12 protein-coding genes and 1 pseudogene are annotated in these 15135 nt (G+C 41.0%); 9 read left to right on the top strand and 4 right to left on the bottom strand.

Annotated elements, in window-relative coordinates; all coding sequences use genetic code 11:
* Positions 1-155: 155 nt before the first annotated feature.
* Both AC1DOV_RS10330 and AC1DOV_RS10335 read left to right on the top strand, forming a co-directional pair.
* A complete protein-coding gene (locus tag AC1DOV_RS10330; RefSeq protein WP_477549848.1) occupies positions 156-635 on the top strand; it encodes a hypothetical protein in 480 nt (159 codons plus the stop codon).
* A 113-nt stretch (positions 636-748) separates the two neighbouring features.
* Positions 749-1015 carry a hypothetical protein gene (locus AC1DOV_RS10335; protein WP_477549849.1) on the top strand — a complete coding sequence of 89 codons (267 nt, stop codon included), beginning with the start codon at positions 749-751 and terminating at the stop codon, positions 1013-1015.
* A 170-nt stretch (positions 1016-1185) separates the two neighbouring features.
* Here the strand turns inward: AC1DOV_RS10335 and AC1DOV_RS10340 are convergent, their stop codons facing one another.
* Entirely contained in the window at positions 1186-1359 is a 174-nt protein-coding gene (locus AC1DOV_RS10340) for a hypothetical protein (RefSeq protein WP_441880898.1), read from the bottom strand.
* A gap of 75 nt (positions 1360-1434) precedes the next feature.
* The gene (locus tag AC1DOV_RS10345; RefSeq protein WP_477549850.1) at positions 1435-2706 is read right to left on the bottom strand and encodes a helix-turn-helix domain-containing protein; all 1272 of its coding nucleotides are present in this window, start codon (positions 2704-2706) and stop codon (positions 1435-1437) included.
* Between the two features lie 306 nt (positions 2707-3012).
* On the opposite strand from AC1DOV_RS10345, the gene AC1DOV_RS10350 reads away from it, so the two are divergent.
* The gene (locus AC1DOV_RS10350; protein WP_477549851.1) at positions 3013-4077 is read left to right on the top strand and encodes an MFS transporter; all 1065 of its coding nucleotides are present in this window, start codon (positions 3013-3015) and stop codon (positions 4075-4077) included.
* 334 nt (positions 4078-4411) lie between these two features.
* Here AC1DOV_RS10350 and AC1DOV_RS10355 read toward each other — a convergent pair.
* A pseudogene (locus AC1DOV_RS10355) lies at positions 4412-4624 on the bottom strand (IS3 family transposase); the annotation flags it as partial.
* Positions 4625-4746: 122 nt separating this feature from the next.
* On the opposite strand from AC1DOV_RS10355, the gene AC1DOV_RS10360 reads away from it, so the two are divergent.
* From AC1DOV_RS10360 to AC1DOV_RS10385, 6 genes are all read left to right on the top strand, one after another.
* Positions 4747-6300 (top strand): response regulator transcription factor, encoded by a 1554-nt coding sequence (locus AC1DOV_RS10360; RefSeq protein WP_477549852.1) that lies wholly within the window; start codon positions 4747-4749, stop codon positions 6298-6300.
* A gap of 3 nt (positions 6301-6303) precedes the next feature.
* The gene (locus tag AC1DOV_RS10365) at positions 6304-8016 is read left to right on the top strand and encodes a sensor histidine kinase (protein WP_477549853.1); all 1713 of its coding nucleotides are present in this window, start codon (positions 6304-6306) and stop codon (positions 8014-8016) included.
* Positions 8017-8186: 170 nt separating this feature from the next.
* A complete protein-coding gene (locus AC1DOV_RS10370) occupies positions 8187-9137 on the top strand; it encodes an ABC transporter permease (RefSeq protein ID WP_339203897.1) in 951 nt (316 codons plus the stop codon).
* 30 nt (positions 9138-9167) lie between these two features.
* Complete coding sequence (locus AC1DOV_RS10375) at positions 9168-10064, top strand: carbohydrate ABC transporter permease (protein WP_076271526.1); 897 nt, start codon at positions 9168-9170, stop codon at positions 10062-10064.
* A 45-nt stretch (positions 10065-10109) separates the two neighbouring features.
* On the top strand, positions 10110-11714 hold the full coding sequence (locus tag AC1DOV_RS10380; protein ID WP_477549854.1) for an extracellular solute-binding protein: 1605 nt from the start codon (positions 10110-10112) through the stop codon (positions 11712-11714).
* 78 nt (positions 11715-11792) lie between these two features.
* Complete coding sequence (locus AC1DOV_RS10385; protein ID WP_477549855.1) at positions 11793-14192, top strand: hypothetical protein; 2400 nt, start codon at positions 11793-11795, stop codon at positions 14190-14192.
* 187 nt (positions 14193-14379) lie between these two features.
* Here the strand turns inward: AC1DOV_RS10385 and AC1DOV_RS10390 are convergent, their stop codons facing one another.
* Positions 14380-15024, bottom strand: a complete 645-nt coding sequence (locus tag AC1DOV_RS10390) for a phosphatase PAP2 family protein (protein WP_441880905.1) — start codon at positions 15022-15024, stop codon at positions 14380-14382.
* Positions 15025-15135 lie beyond the last annotated feature (111 nt).

Consider the following 15135-nt stretch of genomic DNA (forward strand, 5'->3'; position numbering starts at 1 on the left):
GGAATATCCTTCGAGGGAGGTACATACGCTCGGCTCTATACCTCGTTCGAAAAGGGTTCTTTTGGTTGAAGGAAATTCGCTAAATCATTAAGCTAACGGGCAGTTTAGCGCAACAAAATGCCTCCTTTTACGTTAATGTAACAAGGGGTGAAATAATGAGGAGTATTTCTCTTGTTTTTCTAATATTGATGATTTTAATAAGTGGATGTAGTGGTCACAATCCAAACAAAGAAAGAAGTATCCCAATGATGCGTTATGATTTCAATGAACCGTTTAGATTTCCATTTGAAGTTAATGAAGTTCGTACGGAGATATCAATTGATGATCCATATGAACTTCACCAATATGTTTTTCATTATAAAAACAAGCAGACCACGCAAGAAATAAGCTATATCTTGAGTAAGGTTATTGATGAACCAGAGAAAGTATCTGAGCAAGGCAAGCAACCCATTGAACTTGAAAATGGGAAACAAGCATATTACAAAGAGGACGAGACCAGCCAATCAATTTGGTGGAAAAGTGAAAATGGGTTTTTGGCTCGATTTATTTATTATATAAACGGATACCATATTCAGTTAGGTAATTATAAATTAGATGAGTCCGACCTAATAGACTTAGCTAATCAGGTTCAATAGTATCTTTGGATGCCTGTAAATATTCAGTTCATTATTAAGCAAACGGGCAGGATTGTAGAGCAAATTATAGAATATTTTTACTAGATTGATTGCCAAATAAGGTGTGATAAAAGGTGAAAATAAGTACCAAGCTTTTAACTGAAGTGATTAACAATTGGGATCCTATCGGTCTATTAGCTGGAGGTGCTCCACAGAACGAGTATGATATTGAGATCAATCAGATTGCACAAAAGTCTATAACATGTACAAATGAAATAGATTTAGCAAAACTTATATACAGAGTGTTCAATGATATGATGGGTGTGAAGCTAGACCATCTAAGTTGCTTAAATCAGGCATTTAAAATAACTGATCGTAATAACAATACTTTCTTCAACTAACGAGGAACGTTAGTTCAATGAAACAGCGATAGTCTAGGACTTTATTTTTTGTCCTTGGCTGTCGCTGTTTCAATTTCTGAGGTCAGTCTAAAACTTATTGTATGAAGTCTGACGATATTACAATTGAGAATCAGCGTGGAATAAAGACACCCAGTCTAATGCTTTATTTTCTACCGCCAGCTGAGTTTTGGGAACGAAATGTGTTGCTGGCAGTAAAGAGGGGCAAATTGCTTTTGACCATTAAGGTTAGCAGCCGTTCGAGAGAGGATAGAAATTAAATCAACCTCGGTGATTTTCTCTTGCCCTATCGTAAACTCAATAACGTAGAGCAGTTCTCTTTGCATAGCTGCAATGGCTCCAACTGATCCATTCACGCGAACTGACTGCGCAGCCCGCGCACTTCCCCTTTAAACGGTCGCTCAAGAAAGTGAACTTGGAGGGGATATTTTTATGGGCTTTTTATCTCCATTCCGTTTTCGATCACGATACTGCTTAGGTGTGAAATCGGCATGTTTTTTAAACGATTTAATAAAGTGAGTCTGGTCATAATAGTTCAAACGAGTAGCGATGGTTGAGACCGATTCACTTGTGAAATCGAGCAGCTTCTTAGCTTCTTCTATTTTCTCCTGATGGATGAAATGACTGATCGTGAGTCCTGTTTCTTTTTTGAAAAGGGTGGATAAATAGGTACCGTTAAGTCCAGTCAGCTCAGCCAGTTCAGAGATAGAAATCGCATCATATAAATGATTAAAAATGTATTCGCGGCATTTCGCGATTGGCTTAGAAACGGTGCCTTTCCGATTTTCGCTAACGCGATCCGTAATATCTAAGAAGGCGTCTATCATCGCGGTTTCAACCGAGCGAACATCAGTTAAATCCTCGATATGCTGAATGTAAGTATCGCTTAAGCGATATGCCAGCTCAGTATACAGTCCACCCTCCATACCCGCTCGAACGGCTACAGCAATTGCGCAGATGGCAATGTTTTTGCGGCTTCTCAAATGACTTCGTTTGGAAAGTGTGCCTGCCTCCCCAATTACACCCATTACGAATAGATTCTTAAGTGCAGTTTTATCGCCGTTCTTAATATGCCGTAATAATATCTGTTCAAATTCCTGGCTCGTGTGAAGATTAGAAAATTCCTTCATATTAGACATCGATAGCTCGATAGCTTCCTCTGACAAAAACCGTTGGTCCAACCGGAAATTATACTCAAGAACATCCGTCAATGCTAACGCCTCTTGATTGACAATCCAATGTGCCATGATGCCAATGTGAAATAATCTCTGCTTGGAAACAAGTGGGAGACTGCGCAAATATTCAACCCAAGCTGGATGGAGTTTTCTTGGAATATTATTGTCATTCATGAGATTTCGAACAGTTTCTTCGGAAGGAACATAATCAATTGAGGGACCTATAATAATGGTTCCTGCTCGCTTCAAATTCGAATAAACGGGCTGCACGATAAAAAATTCCTCGAACTCCGTTGTCTGAATAACGGGAAAAGTTTTATCCCAGGTTCGTTTTATTAATTGCTGGAAGTATTCTGGATTTTGTAAGGCGGAAAATGGGATAGGAGCGCTGGATTCGAAATATTCCTGCCCGCTTGGATCATCCGCACTCAACCAATAAACAGGCAGCTGCAAGCTCTCATGAAGTAATTTAGCTAAAAAGGAAGGATTAAATTCCATCTAATGCCTCCAAATAAATTTACTTTTATTCAAATAATCATACCATATTTCCGTTTTTTTGATCATCTATAATGAGTGAGTAGTGAAAAATGAAAACGCTTCACAGTTTGTGAGTTTATTTAAGGATGATTCAAAAAGAATTTTGACATAAAGAAAATGGTTTCACAAATGATATTGGAAGAAAAAGCAGATATGTACTCAGGCTTGGATGTTTGGCATTTAAAGGTGCTTTTTCAGATGAAATGGTCGAACAGCTTCTCCTCCAACTAAACGGACAAAAATAATTATACAATCGAGGTTGCTACTATGGATCAGACTAAACTTTCATTTTCGGAGAAGCTCGGGTATGGCGTTGGAGATATTTACGCTTACGTGACCTATCTCATTCTAAACATTATTTATTCAGGAGCGAACGTTCCTTATGGTGTGTTGAATTCATTGATTACACAAGATCCTTATGAGCGATCTTTGCTTAACATATTCCGTATGTTGATGGCTATCTTTGGCGCGGTGCTCGTCTCGACCATGACGGTTCCCATCGTAAATGCATTCGGTGGCGGCAAACAGGGATGGGTGATGACGTTTATTATTTATGGTGCGATTACAGCGGTGTTGTTCTTGATTACTTTCCGTACGACGAAAGAGAGAGTCAAGCCAGCAGTAGTCCAAAATACGGTCCCGCTTAGCGGCTCTTTGAAAGCGCTTTTCCGCAATAAATATTGGGCGCTGCTCGTGGTCTTCATGATTCTGAGCTTTATTATGACGTCGGTTAATACAGCGGTTAACATTTATTACGTGCAGTATATTTTAGGTAATGCTGAATTGATGTCCATTCTCGGTGTTATTTCCTTTATCCCGTTGTTAATTGGCTTGCTGTTTGTTGCTCCGATTATTAAAAAGTTCGGTAAACGTAATTCCTCACTCCTAGGGTTAGCCATCACGATTTTGGGAGCAGCGATTACGGTTATTGATCCAACTAGCATTAAAATCGTAATCGTCGCGTCGGTGATCAAATCACTTGGCGGCGTTCCATTAGCTGCAACGATGTTCGCGATGCTTGCAGACACCGTAGATTATGGAGAATGGAAAACAGGCATGCGAACAGAAGGTTTAGTTTACAGCGCTGGAAGCTTCGGCTCAAAGGCAGGCAGCGGGCTTGGCGCCGCAATAGTCGGTTGGATGCTCGCATTTGGAGGTTATGTTGGTGGTCAGGAGCATATTAGCGAATCCGCTCGTTCCTCAATCCTGTTCATGTACATTTATTTGCCCATCATCATTAGTGCGCTCATGGTCGTTATTCTCTACTTCTATAAATTAGATAAGTTATTCCCGCAAATTGTAAAAGAGTTAGAAGCAGCTAAAAACATATAAATAGGCAGGGAGGAGACAAGGCCGCAGATAAAATATAATTGAAAAGCGCAATGTGCTGAAAGCTGGCTCCGGTATTTTAACGGCGTCAGCTTGTTTGGCTTTATTCGGAGGCTGACTCTTTAATCATGTGAAGCTAGGAATGCATTAGCATTATTGTGTTTATTTACATTTTCATTCCGTAGTATAATAGGAAGTATGCTGCTCCATAGGCTTGTAAATGAAAAATGAAATTGTATTTTTTTGCATAATTCTTTAGGATTAAGAAATGAAATGATAATTAAAAAGCTGAGTAGAGGTATTGAAGTGACCCCATAAAGTGAGACAGGTTATTTTATTAGGCGATTTTCTGGGAATGAGTCCGGTACAGTACCGGACTCATTCCTTTTAATTTTGTCTTAATACGCTTGTTATTGTAATAATCGATATATTTTGAAAGTTCATGATTAAAATGTTCAATCCTTTCAAATTCATTTATATAAAGAAATTCAGGTTTCATTGTGCCAAAGATGCTCTGGATGACGGTGTTATCGCAGCAGTTACCTTTGTCGGGTATCTGGTTGACAAAGATGTGTTTGTTAATGAACTGGAAAGTATAGTACTGTATTGGTATATGAATAGCTTATGTTAGTGGTAAACTCCCATTGAAAATATTTCTGGCGAAATGTGGTGATGTACTTGTTAAAAATGCTTGTTGTTGATGATGACAAGTTCGAACGGGACGGCGTTAGGTTTCTCGTTGATAAATACGGACTGCATTTGGAGATCTTTGAAGCTGACAGTGGTGAAAGCGCTCTCTTGTATATCGAAACCCATGATATAGACATCCTGCTCACCGATATCCGGATGAACGGGATGGACGGATTACAGCTAGCAGAGAAGGTTCGTGAACTAGGTAAGCCTATCAAAACGATGTTTATGAGCGCCTATGGTGAGTTCGAGTATGCACAGAAGGCAATCGATCTGAAGGCAATCCATTATATTTTAAAACCTGTGCAGGTTAGCGAATTTATTAAAAATATGACCGAGATCATCCAGCTTTGCGAGGATGCGTTGAAATTGAAGGTTCAGCAGGAAAGACTCGAAGCTGCCTATTTGAAGGAAGTCAGATACGAGAAGCAGAAGCAGCTTACCGATATTATACTCAGCAAGGCAGAGGAGACGGATGACGAACGAGATCTGAAGGTGCCTACCGGCAGGTTCGATAAGTATCCTTACATGCGGATGCTGATGCTGGATTCTCGTAAACGTTTTTTCGATCGGCTTGATCTCGATATCGAAGAGCAGTTGGGCGAGCTCATTCATCGCAACGTCGATTTTATTCACTTGAATGAGTTTCAAGCGTTGCTGTTCTTGGAAACAGCCCCCGACGAGTCGCTGGAAGCTATAACGGAGCTTGGCCAGCAATTGATCCGGATATTCCAGGATATGTACGATAATGATATTTGTGTTGTGATCAGCGGATTGATGGATGATGTGAAGCAGCTCCACAAACAATTTCACGAAATGGAAACGATGCTGGAAAACAAGTTCTTTTTCGATGAGGGTACGGTGATGCTGGCAAACCGCACATCATTTGCTCAGGGCGATATGACAGCAGCAGTAAATGATGTGTTAACGCAATTGACGCAAAATATTCAGCACAACCGATATGATATCGCGCAACTGTATGTCGAGCAACTGTTTGATGCTCTACAAAACAGTGAGCATTTAACGGTTATCTATGTAAAATATGTGTGCACCGAAATTGTCAAAGCTGCATTCAATGCCTCTATAAAAAAGAATAACGATAGATTCAAGCATAGTTTGGAGGACATCTATAAAACGGTAAAGTTGAGCGATTTGCGTAAAGTAGTACTGAGCATTCTAAAGGAAAACGAGTCTTTCTGCGAAACGAATTCGGAAGCGACCTCCAAAGCGATTGATGAAGTCGTCCGAATAATCGAGAACGAATATCAGACTGACTTGTCGTTGGAATTATTGTCGGAGCGGGTTTATTTATCTCCTAGTTATTTGAGCCATCTATTCAAGAAACAGAAAGGGATAAGCCTTAATAAGTTCATGACCGTGCACCGAATGGAAAAGGCAAAGGAACTGCTTATAACAACCAATCGTAAAATCATCGATATCGGCCAGGATGTTGGTTATAATAACTTCTCCTACTTCAGCTCGTTATTCAAAAATCATTTTGGCCGAACGCCTTCCAAATACAGAGAAGAGGCATAAACGATGAAACGGCTGATCTATGGTTTGTTCAATCGTTTACGGTTTAATCAAAAACTATTTCTTTCTTATTTAATTGTTATTATCATTCCTATTATGGTGCTTGGCATATACGCCTACAATCAATCAAAGGACATGCTCAAATTGCAGGCACTGCAAGGGATTGATAAGAATGTGAATACCGTTACTCAGAATATTGACAATTCGGTTGAACGCTACAATCATGCGATTCGATCGATCGTATTCACGAAGATGTTTCAGAAGATTGTAGCCAACGATTATATCGACTTAGTCAATCTTTCACGGGATTTGAAAGATTTCTTGGATCCGTATTTTATCATGATGATGAACCTTGACAAGGACATTGAGAAAATAACCTTTTACACGCAAAGCACTGTTCCGGAATTCGGCGATTCAGTAGTCTCATATAAAAGGGTTAATGAGAAGCCATGGTACAACGAAGCTATGAAGGGGATAGAACCGCTATGGAAATATGAGGATAACGAACTGTTTGTCATTCATAAATTCCCAAAAAATCCAAAAGAGCCCAATACGAATATGGTCTATATGCGAATTAATGAGAACAGTTTCTTCAAAAACATTACCGATCTCGATCAGGAGTATGCTGTCATTATCTCTGATGACAATAACCGCATCGTATATGCAAATCAAAGTGCAAAGTTGATTGCCTTCGACTTCAAAGAAATGACGAAAATGAATGAGGGGACGGTACGCATCGGTCAAACGGAAATGTTTCTTGTCAAGAAGAAGATCGTGCAGGCTAATTGGACGGTCTATTGTTTCGTACCCGCAGCGCTTGTGTCCCATAACGCAGGTTCAATCATTAATGCGACGCTAATCGTGATCCTTGCTTGTATTGTCAGCTTGCTGATCATTATTTCGATCTTTTCCAAAACATTTATCAAACGGATATTCTCACTTAATGCGATAATGAAGCGGGTCGAATGGGGAGAATTGGATTTACAGGTTCAAAGTGAGGCCAGGGATGAAATCGGCGAATTGACTAATCGGTTCGGCAAGATGCTTAATCGGCTTAATGAACAGATCGATGAAACCTATCGAAGTAAAATCATTCAGAAAGAGGCAGAGCTGAAAGCGCTGCAATCGCAAATCAATCCTCACTTTCTATACAATACGCTCTCATTCATCAATTGGAAGGCGCTCAAAAACGATGCGCCGGAAATTAGTCATGTCGTTACATCGATGTCGAAATTTTATCGGACGGCTCTTAATCAAGGCAACAATATTATTACTGTGCGTAACGAATTGGAAAATATCAAATCCTATATTGAGATTATTCAGGTTATGGGTGATTATAGCTTCGATGTGGTTTATAAGATCGATGAGGAGGTTAACGATTATTCAACAATAAATTTAATTCTTCAACCGCTCGCAGAAAATGCAATCAAGCATGGTATCAAACAGAAAAATAATGGAAAGGGTCTACTGTATGTTAGTGCCTGGCTTGGTAAAGGGACGGTCAATTTCGCGATTGAAGACAACGGTCCAGGTATGGAGAAGGAGATGATCGATACGATACTTACGATGCAATCGACAGGATATGGCCTCAAAAATGTCAACGAGCGTCTGCAACTGCGGTTCGGCACTAAATACGGCATCTCCATCCAAAGTCGACTTGGCTATGGTACAGTTATGACCATCGTTATTCCACAAAGCTTGTATAGTTCCACAGTATAAACAACTTATTCTCCCAAATTCAACTTCGCCCGCCGGCTAGCCGGACGGGTTTTTTTAACTCCGTAATAAACTGCATCATTTCTAAAATATTTGATAATTATTAAATAACTTTCCTATGATATATTCTCTTTAGCACAATGGAACCGCTTACAAAAAGGAGGAGATAAGCAATGAGCGATACGATTAGGGCAATTAGCACGAAACAGGTGCTGAGGAGGGAGAAGATAAAAAAATATAAACAATACCGTGTGCTGCTGATTATGATGATTCCGGCAGTTGTCTATTACATTCTATTTCATTATCTCCCCATGTACGGCGTATTGTTGGCATTCAAAGATTTTAAAATTACACAGGGCATCATCGGAAGTCCATGGGCTGGACTTCATCATTTCGAAAAGATCATGAACGACACGTATTTCTACACTGTGTTGAAAAATACATTAATTATCAGTTTAAGCAAGCTGGTGTTTGGTTTCCCGGTACCCATCATTTTTGCATTGTTATTGAGTGAGATTTCTAATATGAAATTCAAGAGGTTAGCTCAGACTGTGTCCTATTTACCTCATTTTATATCATGGGTTGTCATGGCTGGGATATTTTTTACGTTGTTTTCCTTGGACGGTCCTATCAATGGCATTGTAAAACTATTAGGCGGCGATCCGATGTTATTCTTGGCGGATGATCGCTACTTCCGCACCATACTTGTGGCGACGAGTATTTTCCAAGGTTTCGGATGGGGTTCAATTATCTATTTCGCAGCCATTTCGAGTATCGATCCGCAGTTGTACGAAGCTGCTGTACTCGACGGAGCTGGCCGGTTTAAACGGATGGTTTATATATCTATACCAATGCTTGCGCCCGTTATAGCCATTATGCTTATTTTATCAATGTCCGGTATTTTGGATGCGGGTTTTGATCAAATATTCAATATGTATAATGTCAAAGTGTATAACGTTTCAGACATAATCGATACTTATGTGTATCGTAAAGGTTTAATTGAGATGAACTATAGCTACGCGACGGCCGTTGGATTGTTCAAATCCGTGGTTGCTTTGATCCTGATCGTTATCGTAAATAAGATAGTGAAATGGATCGGCGGCAAGGAGCATGCCATATGGTAATTTTCTTAATTAGACGAGGGAGCGAGAACGATGATTAACATAAAAAAATCAACGGCAGACAAAATAGTCGACGTCTTTTTGTATCTCATTCTGGCAGGTATTATCTTTATCACATTGTATCCCTTTTGGACGCAGGTCGTGATTTCTTTAGATGGCGCAGGAGCAGACAGTGCTGCCTATTCATCAGGCTTCATATGGTTGCCGACACAGCTCACGTTCGAGAGCTACAAGCTGGCCTTTAAGTTCGATGCGCTATGGACGGGATACTGGAATACGATTATTCGAACCGCGCTGGGTGTTATATTATCTATATTTTTCACAGCCATAACCGCCTATCCATTAGCAAAAAAAGACCTTCCCTTCAACCGATCGTTTACAAGCATGATTTTGTTCACGATGTTGTTTGCTGGGGGGACGATTCCTTCGTATCTGCTTATTAAGGAGCTGAATATGCTTGATACGATTTGGTCGCTTGTTATTCCAGGTATGATAGGTGCGTTTAACGTGTTGATTATGCGAAATTTTTTTCGTTCGATTCCGGAAGAACTGGAAGAATCGGCACGTGTGGATGGTGCAGGTTACTTGCGGATATTTACTCAGATCGTCATACCATTATCGAAGCCAGTTCTGGCTACGATTGCTTTATGGGTAGGTGTGGGTCACTGGAATGCATGGTTTGACAGCATGATCTACATTTCAGATCCTAATAAGCAAGTACTGCAGATTGTTTTACGCAAAATTATTATCCAGAACAACATGGCGGATATTAACAGCGTCATTCAAAATATCGGTAAAACAACAGAGTTTTCGGGAAGACAGCTGCAAGCCACGGTTGTCATGTTCTCGATCATTCCAATGCTGGTCGTTTATCCATTTATCCAAAAGTATTTTGTCAAAGGCGTTATGATTGGTGCTATTAAAGGGTAACCCCCCTAATAGATAATATTTCATAAACAGAGAGGGCTGGTTGAAATGATGAAAAAGCGTATATTGCTAGGAGGGCTGTCCGCAGTCATGCTGATGTCGATCATGGCGGGATGCGGCAAAAATGATTCTTCGGGTAATCAGACTGATAATGGGAATAAACAATCGGCAGTCAGTGGAGAAGCAACGAATAAAAAAATGAAATTGATGTTTTGGAATTTAGATGAGAATCAAACGACAGACTCTGTAGGATTAAATGCACTGAAAGAGAAGTACAACGTCGATTTGGAAAGTATTGCATCAACCAGGGAAGCGATGAAAGAAAAACTGAACCTTCTTATATCCTCTGGTGAAATTCCAGATTGGTGGAAAGAGCCATCGTTTACGGATTACGATAAATTTCTCCAACAGGATGTTGCCGCTGAAATTCCGCAACAATTAATTGAACAAAATATGCCGAAATATACGGAGTGGCTTAAACGTTACCTTGGGGAAGATCCATTTAAGTATATAAGAAGAGATGGAAAAATCTATGGATTACCGGTCATCTGGGATATTGGTATCGATGGTATACAGCTTGGTTTTCGTGAAGATTGGTTGAAAAAAGTAGGCATAACAAAAACACCGGAAACGCTTGATGAGATGGAAGCTGCATTGACGAAATTCCGGAACGAGGATCCTGACGGCAATGGCAAAAAAGATACGTATGGCATCACTGCAGCAGGTGAAAATATCGAATCTATTTTCAGCTCCGTGTTTGGCGCATATGATGCTTATCCTAATATATTCCGTGAGAAAGATGGAGTAATCGTCCGTGGAGAAATTGAACCAGGCGCGAAGCAAGCGCTTGAAGTTCTGAACCGCTGGTATAAAAATGAATTGATTGATCCCGAATTTGTCGTTAATAAAGGTAATAATGTTGAAGACAAAGTGCTTACGGACAAAATAGGAGCGATTGAATATTATTGGTGGGCGTTCTTGCCGGGCAACGCATTCCTTGGTGGAGAACAGTGGTATGACAAGCTGGCTAAGAAGTACCCGGGCTTTAATTTTGCTATTGAAGGCGGAATTAAGGGACCCGATGGGAAATACGGCATATCACAGTACAACCCAGCATTTGCATCGGGTGTTATGTTCGGTAAGCATTTAGAAAAAGACCAGGAAAAACTGATTAAATACATGCAAATTTTCGAAGCTAGCCAATTTGATCCGGAAATTTATGAAAAAATGAACTTTGGAGAGAAAGGTGTCCATTGGAATAAGAGCGACAAAGGAACGGTTGAATTCATCGCTCCATATACAGACGAGAAAGAACGCAAAAAAATAGGGCTTGGCGGTTACTCGATGGCAGGCTCATTCAATGACTACGATTTTCAAACGTCATATACATCTGAAGAAAGTCTGCGTCAGCTTGCGAAGGATACACGTGCCAAGGGAACGAGAAATATTGATATTCTAGCACCATTCAACAAGCCCATCTACAATGAAACGCAAGATAAGTTGAAACAGTATACACTGCAAAATTTTATAGATTTTATTACGGGTCGCAAACCGCTGAGCGAATTCGATAGTTTTGTAGCTGAATGGAAAAAGATGGGCGGCAATGATGTGTTAAACGAAGCGCAACAAGTATATGACGACAATTTAAAATGATAATCATTTTGAAAAGATAGTTATCGATCTAAGAATGCGCTTAAATGAAAAATTATGCAGCAGGGAGATAGGAGAACTATGTATACCATAAACGCTGGTGCCTTAAAATTGCAGTTGAACGAAAAAGGTCAAATCACAGCTATGAACGATAGCAGGGATCATGCGTATGCATCAACTTCGCAAACTACTGTGCTTATACGCATTGTGATCGATGGTCGAATGGAAGTGCCTTCGAAGGCATCTTTCAACGCGGTACTGGGGCTAATAACATTTGAATTTGCAGATAGCGGTGCTGTGGTCGATGTATTGATAGCAGAAGAATCGCAGTATGCGACATTTGAGATTCAGCGTATTGAAGGCGCCGATGTGGATGGAGTCATATGGGGACCGTATATGACAACGGTTGCCGGTTCGATCGGTGAATCGGTAGGTGTCGTTCATAATGGACATTTCGCGATCGGCCTTCAGGCATTGAATATCAAGACTGTCGGAGGGTGGCCGATCGAGCTCGATCGATTGGAAAATGTGCAGCAAAGTTATTCGGACAACGGGAACGTAAAGCCGGATCCTGACAGTCCGCAAATATCCGATAGTAAATTTGAGTATGATGTTTGCGCAGCATGGCCGACAAGCGAAGGAAGCCTGCTGCAGGCATTTGCCAGAAATCGGTTGAAGAGCTTTCGTCGTCCAGCATGGAATTTACCAGATGTTCATGTAGCGCCTATTAGTGGGGATGACGCATCTATTGTTGGAACAAGTATTGCTTTGTTCGGTTGTGAGTTACAGCATGTGCTTGAGACGATTGAAGCGATTGAGATTGGAGAAGGACTGCCTCATCCTATGATTGAAGGGGTCTGGGGTAAAATATCGCCTATGGCAAACCAATCCTACCTGATTACGGATTTCTCCGAATCTACAATGTCCGAAGCTGTACGTTTTACAAAAATGGCTGGTCTCAAATACGTGTATCATCCCGATCCATTCATCAATTGGGGACATTTCACTCTGAAGCCAAAAAGCTTCCCGAATGGGGATGAGGGTTTAAAGTCTTCTGTGGCAATGGCAGAAGGTGAGGGTGTTCATGTCGGCGTGCATACACTATCCAACTTTACGACATTAAATGATTCCTATGTAACGCCAGTGCCGGATGAAAGGCTGCAAATGGCAGGCATGTCGCGATTAGTTGCAACGGTTGACTTAGAAGCAGATTGTATCGAGGTTGATGATCCCGCGCCGTTTCAACTACATTTGTTCCGGCATACAGCACAAATCGGAAGTGAACAAATAGAATATGATGGAGTTACAGAAAGTGCGCCTTGGAAGCTGACAGGCGTTAAGCGTGGAGCAAATGGAACAACCATCGCGACGCATGAAAGTGGTACGATTATAGGTCGACTATGGGATCACCCTTACGATGTATTTTTCCCGAACATTGAGCTGCAGGACGAATATTGCGTCCGTATCAACGATCTATTTATGAAAACGGGCTTGAAGCAAATATCATTTGATGGTTTGGAAGGCTGCTATGCAACAGGTCATGACGGGTATGGAGTGAATCGTTTTGTGAAAATGTGTTATGACGGTTGGGGAGAAGAAGTTATTAACGATGCTAGCATTGTCGTTCCGAACTATTTGTGGCATGTATTCACAAGGTTCAACTGGGGCGAGCCTTGGGGTGCTGCAACACGTGAAGGGCAGCTTGAATGGCGGCTTACCAACCAGCGGTATTTTGCCCGTAACTTCATTCCGTCAATGCTTGGATGGTTTCTTGTTCGTTCTGCTTCCGATCAGTTCGAAGCGACGTCACCTGATGAAATAGAGTGGGTATTATCGAAAGCGGCAGGTTTCAACGCTGGTTTTGCTTTAGTTGCGGATATGCAGGTGCTTGGGCGAAACGGTAACATCGAGTCGGTATTCACATCCGTGCGCGAGTGGGAGACAGCAAGACAAGCCGGCGCCTTCACATCCGAACAACGGGAACGGTTGAAGGACCCGAAAAGCGACTGGCATTTGGAAGCTTCAGGTGAAGGGAAGTGGAATTTATACCCTGTCCATATCTCAAAACCGCTCGTTTGCAACCCGGCGGAGCTGCAGCCAGGTCAGCCAGGGGGAGCAGATTGGACGCATTTCAACCGATATGCGGATCAACCGCTTAAATTTACGCTGCGTGTCATTCCTTCATATGGTAACGATGATGCTTCGATTAAACGTCCAACTTTTTATACGAACGGTGTTTATATGACGTTTGATACAGAAATTTTCGTGAATCAATATCTCGTTTGTGAAGGTGACAGAATCGGTAAAGTTTACGATCAGAACTGGAATCTGCTAAGAACCATTCATGCTTCCGCCGATGCGCCAATCGTAAGAGCGGGTGGACAGCCGCTATCATTCAGTTGTAAATTCGAAGGCGATCCGAAGCCTCTAGTTAGCGTCAGAGTGACGACTTGGGGAGAACGGGAAGAAGTAGTAAAATAGTAAATTAAGCGGCGGCCGTTTTCCTATACATAATAGGGGAACGGTCTTCTTTGGAGGAAGCAAGTTTGCAGGAAACCTACTCCCCATTATGTAAGTTTTCCAGTTAAGCCCAATTCTGATTTCTGAGATGGTCCTCCCTTTTGTTACCTCGACTTTCCAGCCCTTTGTAATGATCATAAGTCCATTGCTACATACTTGTAGTAGCCAGCTTGTCACGCCGCTGATTTCGAGATGAGATATAATGGACAATCTGGTATGTCACTTCAGCGAAGAGAATTCCCCCAAATACATCAATGAGTGCATGCTGCTTAGTGAAGACAGTGGAAATGATAATAAGCCACAACAAAATGTACATAAAGACTCTAACAGACAGTTTGACAACTAATTCACGTTTCAAAGTTATGAATAGCAAATAACTCGTTAAGCAGTGGACACTTGGAAAACAGTTAAAGGGTGCGTCAGACTCGTAAATAAAATTAACAAGCCTGCTTGCCAAGTCAGCGCCATCAACATCGGGCCGAGGTACAAGGGTAGCAAAAAACCAGAAAACAACATTGCACGCCATGACGGAAATATTATAGATCAATAGAGTACGCCAATAAATACGGCGATGTTTAATAGCTAGATACAAAAAGCTTAGATATAAAACAGGCATCCAGCTTATATAGGGGAAGATAAACCATTTTACAAAAGGAATTAAAGTATCTATCCAAAAATAATCCAAAATAATGTCTGGTCCAATATTGCTGGCAATCCCCATATAAATAAACCCCTGAAGAGGAATGGAAAGAATGCCTAAAAGGTGTTTCCATTTTTCAATCCACATTTTCATTTTAGTCCTCACTCGCTTCTCTTGAAGTTTTATTCATTCTAAACTTCATCAGATGCCAGAACAATACACAAATGTAATACATTATTGAATTCGTTTTTGGAAAAACATATT

It is taken from the genome of Paenibacillus sp. 01T47 (assembly GCF_056398245.1).

Coding starts and splice junctions, on each gene's coding strand:
- AC1DOV_RS10380 (WP_477549854.1), top strand. CDS start 10,110: ATGATGAAAAAGCGTATATTGCTAGGAGGGCTGTCCGCAGTCATGCTG.
- AC1DOV_RS10330 (WP_477549848.1), top strand. CDS start 156: ATGAGGAGTATTTCTCTTGTTTTTCTAATATTGATGATTTTAATAAGT.
- AC1DOV_RS10345 (WP_477549850.1), bottom strand. CDS start 2,706: ATGGAATTTAATCCTTCCTTTTTAGCTAAATTACTTCATGAGAGCTTG.
- AC1DOV_RS10370 (WP_339203897.1), top strand. CDS start 8,187: ATGAGCGATACGATTAGGGCAATTAGCACGAAACAGGTGCTGAGGAGG.
- AC1DOV_RS10350 (WP_477549851.1), top strand. CDS start 3,013: ATGGATCAGACTAAACTTTCATTTTCGGAGAAGCTCGGGTATGGCGTT.
- AC1DOV_RS10385 (WP_477549855.1), top strand. CDS start 11,793: ATGTATACCATAAACGCTGGTGCCTTAAAATTGCAGTTGAACGAAAAA.
- AC1DOV_RS10365 (WP_477549853.1), top strand. CDS start 6,304: ATGAAACGGCTGATCTATGGTTTGTTCAATCGTTTACGGTTTAATCAA.
- AC1DOV_RS10340 (WP_441880898.1), bottom strand. CDS start 1,359: ATGCAAAGAGAACTGCTCTACGTTATTGAGTTTACGATAGGGCAAGAG.
- AC1DOV_RS10390 (WP_441880905.1), bottom strand. CDS start 15,024: ATGAAAATGTGGATTGAAAAATGGAAACACCTTTTAGGCATTCTTTCC.
- AC1DOV_RS10360 (WP_477549852.1), top strand. CDS start 4,747: ATGTACTTGTTAAAAATGCTTGTTGTTGATGATGACAAGTTCGAACGG.
- AC1DOV_RS10375 (WP_076271526.1), top strand. CDS start 9,168: ATGATTAACATAAAAAAATCAACGGCAGACAAAATAGTCGACGTCTTT.